At 70.6% G+C, this 9549-nt stretch carries 8 protein-coding genes; 4 read left to right on the forward strand and 4 right to left on the reverse strand.

Features of this window, described 5'->3' with window-relative positions:
* Nucleotides 1-44 precede the first annotated feature (44 nt).
* Nucleotides 45-1226, reverse strand: coding sequence for an acyl-CoA dehydrogenase family protein (locus tag Cco03nite_RS41160; protein WP_308440682.1), 1182 nt, complete (start codon nt 1224-1226; stop codon nt 45-47).
* 268 nt (nt 1227-1494) lie between these two features.
* On the opposite strand from Cco03nite_RS41160, the gene Cco03nite_RS41165 reads away from it, so the two are divergent.
* The gene (locus Cco03nite_RS41165) at nt 1495-2241 is read left to right on the forward strand and encodes an SDR family NAD(P)-dependent oxidoreductase (RefSeq protein WP_203699482.1); all 747 of its coding nucleotides are present in this window, start codon (nt 1495-1497) and stop codon (nt 2239-2241) included.
* Nucleotides 2242-2281: 40 nt separating this feature from the next.
* Nucleotides 2282-3121, forward strand: a complete 840-nt coding sequence (locus Cco03nite_RS41170) for an NAD-dependent epimerase/dehydratase family protein (RefSeq protein ID WP_203699483.1) — start codon at nt 2282-2284, stop codon at nt 3119-3121.
* A gap of 185 nt (nt 3122-3306) precedes the next feature.
* On the opposite strand, the gene Cco03nite_RS41175 is transcribed toward Cco03nite_RS41170, so the two are convergent.
* Entirely contained in the window at nt 3307-4542 is a 1236-nt protein-coding gene (locus tag Cco03nite_RS41175) for a cytochrome P450 family protein (RefSeq protein ID WP_203699484.1), read from the reverse strand.
* 244 nt (nt 4543-4786) lie between these two features.
* Here Cco03nite_RS41175 and Cco03nite_RS41180 point away from each other — a divergent pair, with 244 nt between their 5' ends.
* Together Cco03nite_RS41180 and Cco03nite_RS41185 are read left to right on the forward strand one after the other, a co-directional pair.
* Entirely contained in the window at nt 4787-5545 is a 759-nt protein-coding gene (locus Cco03nite_RS41180; RefSeq protein ID WP_203699485.1) for an LLM class F420-dependent oxidoreductase, read from the forward strand.
* A gap of 291 nt (nt 5546-5836) precedes the next feature.
* The gene (locus Cco03nite_RS41185; protein WP_203699486.1) at nt 5837-6409 is read left to right on the forward strand and encodes a peptidoglycan-binding domain-containing protein; all 573 of its coding nucleotides are present in this window, start codon (nt 5837-5839) and stop codon (nt 6407-6409) included.
* Nucleotides 6410-6498: 89 nt separating this feature from the next.
* Here Cco03nite_RS41185 and Cco03nite_RS41190 read toward each other — a convergent pair whose 3' ends face one another.
* Nucleotides 6499-7488: an LLM class flavin-dependent oxidoreductase gene (locus Cco03nite_RS41190; protein WP_203699487.1), complete on the reverse strand. Its 990-nt coding sequence runs from the start codon at nt 7486-7488 to the stop codon at nt 6499-6501.
* A gap of 16 nt (nt 7489-7504) precedes the next feature.
* Nucleotides 7505-9549, reverse strand: a 2045-nt coding sequence (locus Cco03nite_RS41195; RefSeq protein ID WP_203699488.1) for a non-ribosomal peptide synthetase, incomplete at its 5' end; no start/stop codon positions are given.

The raw sequence follows: 9549 nt of genomic DNA on the forward strand, positions 1-9549 counted from the left end.
GGGCGGCCCCGGAGGTCGGGGCCGCCCGCCGCGGCGGTGGTGGCTCAGACGAAGAAGGTGTTGGGTTCCAGGCCGCACAGCACCCGGCCGTACAGCTCCAGCGTGGTGCTGGGCAGGTGCAGCGCGTGCAGGGTCACCGCACGCACGTCGCGACGGATGCGCTGGACCGGGTCCTTGAGGTAGATCGACGACGCGCCCAGCCCGCCGGCGAGCAGGTCGACGGCCTCGGCGGTCAGTTGCGGCACCCGGCCGCCGACCGCGCGCGCGAACGCCCGCTCCTGCAGCGTCCACTCCTGCCCGGTCAGGCCCTTCTCGTCCACCATGGTCGCGATGCGCCGGGCGTGCCCCTCGGCCTCGTCGATCTTGAGTGCCGCGTCGGCCGCCTGCAGGTGGGTGATCGGCGCGTCGACCTGCCGCTCGTAGCTGGTGTTGGCCACCGGGCGGCGGTTGATGCGGTCGTAGAACAGCTCGGAGGCCGCGCGGGCCATGCCGATCATCTTGCCCGCGGTCGACGCGGCCACCGCCCCGACCAGCGGGGCGCGGAACATCGGCAGCTCCACGTTGAGCTTCGAGCCGTACTCCCCGGCGGTGAAGGCGGCGATGCGCATGACGTGCGTCATCGGCACGAACAGGTCCTCGGCCACGGCCGACACGCTGCCCGTGCCCGACAGCGCGGACACCTCCCAGTCGTCGATGAGCCGCAGCGACTTCATCGGCACCACGGCCATGACGGGCTCCGGCTCACCCTCGGCCGGGATCATCAGCGTGGACAGGAGCTTGTACCGGCTGTGCGCGGCGCCGCTGTTGAAGGCCCACTGCCCGTTGACGACGATGCCGCCGGGCCGGGCGACGCCGGTGCCGTTGAGCGCCAGCGTGCCGCAGATACGCGTGTCGGGGTCGGCGAAGACCTCGTCCTGCACCTCGTCGGGGAACAGCCCGACGTTCCACGACGTGATCCACCAGGCGGCGACGTCGAAGGCGCACGCGCCGTCGCCGCGGCCCAGTTCGATGCCGACGTCGACCATGGTGTGCGCGTCGGACTCGTAGCCGCCGTAGCGGGCCGGGGTGCGCATCCGGAAGATCCCCGCCGCTGTCATCGCCTCGACGCTCTCGTCGGACAGCCGGCGGTTCTGCTCCTGCCAGAGGCTGTTCTTGCGCAGCAGCGGCACGAGATCCGCCGCTCGCCGGGCCATTTCGGTGCGCTGTGGTGCTTGAGTCGCTTGCACGGATTCCTCCTCCTGGGCATGGCGATTTCGCTCGCGATCGTCATTCGCCGCAGCAATACGAAAGCGCGCAGGGCGTGTTGTTCCGGGCCTGCGAACAGCAACTCCGAACGCCCGGGCGAATGCCACGCTAGCGGGCGGGCACAGGCCGGAGAAGGGGTTCGATTGCGCATGACGACAGTGCGCAATATGGAAGAAGAAACACCCGGACGGCTGCGTAGAGTGGGCGAGGCCGATAGCGGATCACGTGTGCAAAAGGCGAGGCGATTCCATGGAAGACCTGTCTGGACAGACCGTGTTCGTCGTCGGCGCCAGCCGCGGCCTGGGCCGCGGCGCCGTCGGCGCGTTCCTCGACGCCGGGGCGCGGGTGATCGCGCTGGCCCGCGACACCTCGTCGCTGCGCGCGCTCGCCGGCGAGCGGCCGGAGCTGACCGTGGAGGCCGCCGACGCCGCCGATCCAGGGCGCACCGCCGAACTGCTCAAACGCCACGATCCCGACGTGCTGGTGCTGGTCGCGGGGGCGCTGCCGGTGCTCCGGCCGCTGACCCACCAGACCTGGGAGACGTTCTCCGTCAACTGGCACAGCGACGTGCGTATCGCCTACACGTGGCTGCGCGAGGCGCTGCTGCGACCGCTGCGGCCCGGCAGCCGCGTCATCGTCGTCAGCAGCGGCGCCGCGCTGCGCGGCTCGCCGATCAGCGGCGGTTACGCCGGGGCGAAGGCCACCGTGCGGTTCCTGGCCGAATACGCCGCCGAGGAGTCGGCTCGCGCCGGTCTGGGTCTCACCGTAACGACCGTGCTGCCGCAGCTCACCGGCGAGACCGCGCTGGGCCGGCCGGCCGTCGAGGCGTACGCCGAGCGAGCCGGGATCAGCGTCGAGGAGTTCCAGACCCGGCTCGGCCCCGCGTTGACCCCGCAGCTCGCCGGAGCCGCGCTGCTGCGGCTGGCGGCGGGGACCGCCAGCGGTGACGCCACGGCCTACCTGCTCACCGGCCAGGGCCTGCAACCGGTGCGGTGAACCGCGGTCCGGTCGGCCCCTCAACAGAACGGAGACGACAGTGAACCGGAAGGAACCGCACGAGACCGATGTCCTGGTCATCGGCGCGACGGGTTACGCGGGCGGCTACGCGGCCGCCGCGCTGGCCCGGGCCGGGTACCGGGTGGCCGCCCTGCAGCGTCCCGGCGGCAGGCCGGTTCCGCGGGAGTACCGCCCGGTGCCGGGTGACCTGGCCGACCCGCCCTCGCTGGCGGCCGCCGCACGGGGGTTCGACCTCGTGGTGCAGGTCGGCCGGATCGAGGGCGACCTGGAGAGCGTCGGCGCCGAGGCGATCATGGACACCGGCGCCCGGCTGATCCACACCTCCGGCGCGGACGTGCTCGGCCCGGGCGAGACCCATGAGGACACCGTGCCCGCCCCGCCCGCGGTCGTCGCCTGGCGCGCCGACGTGGAGCGGCGGGTCCTGGCCGGCGGCGGCATCCTGGTGCGGCCGGGCCTGATCTACGGCAACGGCGGCGGCGTGGTGCAGGACATGATGGTGCCGCTGCAGGAGCGGGTCGGTGCCGGGGTGTATCTGGGCCGCCGCGGCATCCGCTGGCCGGCTGTGCACGTCGAGGACCTGGCCGACCTGTACGTCCTCGTCGCGCAGCAGGCCGCGCCGGGCACGGCATGGAACGGCTGCACCGACAACGTCGGCGTGGACGAGCTGGCCGCCGCCGTCGCGGGCGGCCACGCGGTGTGCTGGCCGGCCGACCGTGAAGCCCCGGAGGAGATCCGGATCATCGAGGAGCTGTACCTGATGGACCACTGCGTCAGCGCCGACAAGACCCGCCGGGAGCTGGGCTGGAAGCCGATACACACGTCCGTGCTCGACTACTACCGGGCCGCGTTCGCCGGCTAGCCCGCTCCGGCACGCGAACGCCGCCACCGACGGTGGCGGCGTTCGCGTTTCCGGGCCCAGACGGCCGCCCGGCGCTACGTCGGGCACGGTGGCCGGAACCTGCCGGCCCGCTCTCGACGTCAGCCGGTGCCGCACATGGTTGCGCCCCGGCACCTGGCGGGGTGGCCGGGGCGCAGCGGCGGCGGTCAGACGAGCGCGGGCACCGGAGCCGTGAGGTACACCGGGACGCTGCCGTAGCCGTTCATGATGAAGGTGCCCTGCGGCGGAATCTCGGACACCGGAACGGCCAGCCGCATGTCAGGGAAGCGCTCGAACAGCGCCGGAATGGCGATCATCGCCTGCACCGTGGCAAGCGACCGGCCCAGGCAGTGGTGCGGGCCGTGACCGAAGGACAGGTTGGTCTTGTCCTGGCGGGTCATGTCGAACCGGTCCGCGGACTCGCCGTGCACCTCAGGGTCGCGGCCGATGCCGGCGTAGGCGATGAGCACCAGGTCGCCCTTGGTGATCTGCACCCCGGCGACCTCGACGTCCTCGGTGGCGTAGCGGAACGGCAGCTGCGCGACGGCCGCGTCCTTGCGGACCGCCTCGGCGAACGCGTCCTCCCAGGTGTACTGCCCGCTGCGGATCAGCTCCAGCTGCTCGGGGTTGTCCAGCAGGTCGACGATGAGGTGGGACATCACGTTGCCCAGCGTCTCCGAGCCGGCGCCGAGCATGACGTGCAGCGTGCCCACCAGCTCGTCGCTGGTCATCATCGAGCCGGATTCCCTGGCCTGGACCAGCACGCTGGTGAGGTCCGAGCCCGGGTTGGCCCTCTTCTCCGCGACGAGGTCCTCCATGGCCTGGTGCCACTGGTGCAGGTTGGCCTCGGACTCCTCGCGCGTGTTGGTCGTCTTGCTGTTGGTGACCGCGCCCTGCAGCACGTTGTCGCGTGCCTGCGCCGGCACCCCGAACAGGTCGCAGATGACATGTGCGGGCAGCAGGTAGGTGAACCGGCCCTTGATGTCCACGACCTCGCCGGGCGGCACCCGCTCCAGGTCGTCGAGCATTCCCGCCACCAGCTTCTCGATGTGACCGCGGGCGGCCTCCACCTGCCGGGGGGCGAACGCGTGCGCGACCAGCTTGCGCAGGCGGTCGTGGTCGGCGCCCTCACGGGTCGTGACGTTGTCCATCGCCACCCAGGTGTAGAGCTCCCAGTCGGTCGGGACCTCGCCGCGGATCAGCGGCGGCCAGTGCTCCTTGGCGTTCTTGGAGAATCGCGGGTCGGCCAGCATCTGCCTGCCCACCTCGTAGTTGGTCACCGACCAGGCCAGGTAACCACCGGGCACCTCTACCCGGGTCACCGGCCCTTCGGCCCGGATCCGGGCCGCCTCGGCGTGGATGTCTTTACCGGTCCGGTCCAGCATGATCGGACATTTACCCATCGCGGGCCTCCACAGAAATCGGCGATACGTGCACCGGCACCATTCCGCACCGATGACGCCGACCATTCACGGCGCTCGGCCGAGCGTATCCACAATGCTTCGAACGCACTTCTTCCATCGTGCCGAAAGGCCATTCCAGGTGTTCCCGGAAAAGCAATCCGGAAGATGCCGGAATCCCGGCGGGAATGGACACTGTAACGGCCGGGCGGAGGTGTTCGGCGACGGCTGCCCGGAGGTGGAGCGCATGCCCAGATTCAAGGTCGGGGTGCAGATCAGGCCGCAGCACTGCTCGATGAGCCAGCTGCGAGAGGCGTGGCGGGCAGCCGAGGAACTGGGGGTGGACTCGGTCTGGAACTGGGACCACTTCTATCCGCTCTACGGAGACCCCGACGGTGCGCACTACGAATGCTGGACGATGCTCGCCGCGATCGCCGCCGACACCAGCCGGGTCCGGTTCGGTCCCCTGGTCAGCTGCCACGGCTACCGCAATCCGGACCTGGTGGCCGCGATGGCCGGCACCATCGACCAACTCAGCGGCGGTCGGCTGGTGGTCGGGCTCGGCGCCGGGTGGTTCGAACGCGACTACACCGAGTTCGGGTACGAGTTCGGCACCGCCCCCGGCCGGCTGCACGGCCTGGAGGCGGCCACCCGGCGGATCCAGCAGCGGCTGCCGCGGCTCAACCCGCCCGCACCGGCGATCCCGCTGCTGATCGGCGGCGGCGGCGAGAAGGTGACGCTGCGTATCGTCGCCGAGCGGGCCGACATGTGGAACGACTTCGGCTCGCCCGAGCGCTTCGCGCACAAGAACGCGGTCCTCGACCAGTGGTGCGCGAAGGTGGGACGCGACCCGGCCGAGATCGAGCGCACGACGATGATCGGACCGGACGAGATCGACGGCCACGAGGCCTACCTGGCGGCTGGGGCCACACACATCATCCTCGGCTGGGACCCGCCGTTCGACGTGAAGGACGTGCAACGGCTGCTCGACCACGCGAAGGACTAGGTGCTCGCGGATCCTGTCCGTCGGTGCTGCCGCGTCTTCTCCGGGACGGGCGATGTCCCGTGAACGCAGTAGTGCCCGGTTGCATCGACGGCCGCGCCCGGGGCCGTGCCTGACGTCGAGCACGGCGCGGTCTACCACGGCGAAGTCGGTTGCGATGCGTGTCGGCGATCTGGTCGTCCCACGGGTTGGGCGGCCGGCCGCCGATCGCTCGGCCTTGATCCACGCTGCTAGCGTCCAAGCCTGTGGGGTTTTGTGACCCTCGTCCTGATAGTCCTCGACGTGAGGAGATCCATGTCTTCACTCCCACCCCTCCGCCGCCTGCTGCGCAAGGCAGCGGCTCCGACTCTGGGCGTCGCCCTGGCTCTGGGCGTGTGCGTATCCGTGGCCACACCGGCCGCGGCCAGCGGCTCCTACAGTGGCCGCGCTTACGTCTACGGTGCCGGCGTCGTGACCGACGACTTCGATGATGAAGGTGCCGTCAACGTCTCCACGCACCGGCTGTCCAACGCCACCTGCCTGTGGCAGACCATTCTGTGGGCCAACGGCTACCTGCCGTCGTCCGGCATCGACGGTGCCTTCGGCGACCAGACCGATGCCGCGACGAGGAACTTCCAGCGGGACAAGGGCCTCGCGGTCGACGGCTCCGCCGGAAGGAACACCTGGACCAAGGCAGGCGATCGGCTGTCGCAGCGCGACAACCAGAACGGTTGGCTGTACATCGTGTTCGACGGCGTGACGGGTGCGCGTAGCTCCTACAGCTCCCACGACTTCGTCCTGCAGCGTTCGCCCGACGGCAACTACCGGTTCTACCCGCCTTCGGGCGGAACGCACTGGGCGGGTTACGACTCCCGCACCTGTTCCTGAAAGTGACGGCCTCCAGCAGACGACACTGCTGGAGGCCGTCACTTTGATCGGCGGGTCGGTGCGCACAGCGTCGGCCGGCCGAACACCACTCAGACCGCCGCACGCGCCCGCCGGAGAGCGACGAGGATGTGGTCCAGGTCCTCGGGATCCTCGGGGGTGTTGAGGATGATGGTGTTCACGCCCACGTTGAAGTATTCGGCGAGGGCGGCGGCGACCTCGTCGTAGTCACCGACGAGGTACGGGCAGAAGGTGTGGTACGCGCGGAACGGGTAGAGCCAGTAGACCTGGTCGAGGACCCCGGACCGCCGAACGTCGTCGGCGAGGTTGCGGTGCCAGCGCGATTCCGCCTGCTGCGCCACCCAGTCGTGCAGTTGCTCGCCGTCCTCGTCGTGGGGGAATCTGGCGTGCGCGAGCGACCAGGCTTCCTCAGCTGTCGGACGTGCGATGATCCCGAAGCGAACCCCGCCGCCCTGGAACACGCCGCTGTCGCCGTAGCGGCCCAGCAACCGGGGGTACGTCAGCCAGCCTGCGCCCAGCCTGCGCCTGGCTTCGAGGCTCGCCTCGGATCCACCGGAGACGTAGATCCTCGGCATGAGCGCGGCGTCGAACGGCATGCCGAGCATCGCGCCCTTGACGGTGTAGTGCCTGCCGGCGTGGGAGACCGTCGAGTCGTCGGACAGCAGGCGGGTGACGATCTGCGCGAACTCGGTGATCCGGTCGTAGCGTTCGTCGTGGTCGAGACCGCAGCCGAGTTCTTTCAGGTGGCTGGGGAAACCGCCGCTGACCAGGTTCAGGTCGACCTGGCGGTGGTACAGGTAGCCGATCGTGGCGATCGCCCGCGCCGCGGCGAACGGGTGCGTGTACACGGGATTGACCGCGATCAGCGGCACCAGGCGTTCGGTGTTCTCCAGCAGGAACTGGGCGGCCGACCACGGGTCGACGCTGCGGTTGTCGGTGTGCACGAGGACGCCCCGGCAGCCCGCCTCCTCGATCCACCGGCACTTGTCCAGGAGGGTGCGCCGGTACTCGTCCGGCGGCAGATCCGGGTCCGTCGGAAACGACGTGTAGACGGTGAGCATGTGGTGTCCCTGCCTTTCAGGCTTGTGCCGACTCGGCCGCGCGGGCGGTGATGCGTTCGTTGACGGCGCGCACCGTCGGCTGCGCGACGAACTCCCGCAGCCCGATCCGCACGCCGAAGCGCTCACCGATCCGCGCCACGAGCACGGCGGCGAGCAGGGAGTGGCCTCCCAGGTCGAAGAACCCGTCGTCGATCCCGACGTGCTGCGCACCGACGATCTCCGCGACGAGCTCGCACAGCGCTGCCTCGATCGCGGACGTCGGGCTGCCTGTCTCGCTGCCTGCGTACCGTGGTGCGGGCAGGGCTCTGCGGTCGAGCTTGCCGTTGGCGTTGAGCGGAAGCCGGTCGAGCACGACGACCGCGGCGGGGACCATGTATTCCGGCAGCCTGGTCGCGGCATACCGGCGCAGCTCCGGGGCGTCGACGGTCGTCCCGCTCACCCCGACGGCGTAGGCGACCAGGCGGCGGTCGCCGGGCCGGTCCTCGCGTACGACCACGGCCGCCCGGTCGACCGCCCCGTGGCCGGACAGCACGGCTTCGATCTCGCCGAGCTCGATCCGGAACCCCCGCAGCTTCACCTGGTCGTCGGCCCGGCCGAGGTAGTCGAGCTGGCCGTCCGGTGTCCAGCGCACCACGTCGCCGGTGCGGTACATCCGCTCGCCGGCGCCGAAGGGGCATGCCACGAACCGGGCCGAGGTCAGGTCCGGGCGGCCCAGATAGCCGGCAGCCACGCCCGGGCCGCCGATGTACAGCTCGCCGGCCACCCCGACGGGCACCGGCCGCAACCGCTCATCGAGCACGTACAGGCGCGCGTCGGCCAGCGGCGACCCGATCAGCGGGGCGCCGTCACCGCCGGCGCGCCATGCGCTGGCGTGTGCCGCCTCCGTGGGCCCGTACATGTTCAGAATGCGTGCTGACGGGAACGCGATTCGGGCGCGGTCGAGCACGCTGCGTGGCAGCGCCTCCCCGGCGAGGACCACCGCGCGCACCGAGTCGAAGACCGGCACGTCCGACAGCACCTGACTCAACGCCGACGGGACCGCCGAGACCAGCGTTCCGGGCCAGGTAGCAGGCAGTTCACCCAGGGCCAGCACGTCGCGCGCCAGCTCCACGCAGCCCCCTGCGACCCAGGTGCCGAAGACCTCGAACACCGACACGTCGAAGCTCAGCGACGTCGCGGCCAGCACGCGGGACAACTCACCGCCCGCGAACTCCGCGACGACCCAGGACAGGAAGTTGACGACGTTGCCCTGCGAGACCAGCACACCTTTCGGCCGGCCGGTGGACCCCGAGGTGTAGATCACGTACGCGGGGCTGTCGGCGTCCACCGGCACCGCCAGATCGCCGTCGGGCCACTGGTCCAGGCGCTCGAACAGCCCCGGATCGTCCAGCACGGCGACGGGCTCGACCTCGTCGCACACCAACCGCGCGCGCTCGGCCGGCCACCGCGGATCCACCGGCACATAGGCGGCCCCCGACTTCACCACCGCCAGCACCGCGACCAGCGCATCGACGTTCCGCGGCAGCATTACGGCCACGAACCGGCCCGGCCCCGCGCCCACGGACAGCAGATACCGAGCCAGCCGGTTGGCCCGCACGTTCAGTTCGGCGAACGTCAACTCCTGCCGCCCGTCCACCAGCGCCACCGCGTCTGGGGACTTGCGCACCCGAGCCTCGAAAAGGTCGGCCATCGGCTCGAAGGGCACCGCGTGCGCAGTGCTGTTCCACCGCTGGAGTATCAGCTCCCTTTCGCCCTGGTCCAGGATCTCCATGTCCGCGACCGGCGTCAGGGGGTCCGCGGTCGCCTGCTCCAGGATCAGGCGGAATCGCTGCGCCAGTGCACGGGCGGTGTCCGGGTCGAACAGGTCGAGCGCGTACTCGAGCGAGCCGTCGATGCCGGCCGCCGTGCCGTCGCCGGTGGCGCGCTGCCGCAGGTTGAAGCTGAGGTCGAACTTTGCCACGTCGGCGACGAGCCGTTGCTCGCCGGTTTCGATTCCCGGCAGGTCGCACAGGCTCGCCGTTTCGGTCTCGACGGCCAGCATGACCTGAAACAGCGGGTGGC

The organism is Catellatospora coxensis (genome assembly GCF_016862635.1).
GTDB classification, from domain to species: domain Bacteria; phylum Actinomycetota; class Actinomycetes; order Mycobacteriales; family Micromonosporaceae; genus Catellatospora; species Catellatospora coxensis.

Coding starts and splice junctions, on each gene's coding strand:
- Cco03nite_RS41165 (WP_203699482.1), top strand. CDS start 1,495: ATGGAAGACCTGTCTGGACAGACCGTGTTCGTCGTCGGCGCCAGCCGC.
- Cco03nite_RS41175 (WP_203699484.1), bottom strand. CDS start 4,542: ATGGGTAAATGTCCGATCATGCTGGACCGGACCGGTAAAGACATCCAC.
- Cco03nite_RS41180 (WP_203699485.1), top strand. CDS start 4,787: ATGCCCAGATTCAAGGTCGGGGTGCAGATCAGGCCGCAGCACTGCTCG.
- Cco03nite_RS41185 (WP_203699486.1), top strand. CDS start 5,837: ATGTCTTCACTCCCACCCCTCCGCCGCCTGCTGCGCAAGGCAGCGGCT.
- Cco03nite_RS41190 (WP_203699487.1), bottom strand. CDS start 7,488: ATGCTCACCGTCTACACGTCGTTTCCGACGGACCCGGATCTGCCGCCG.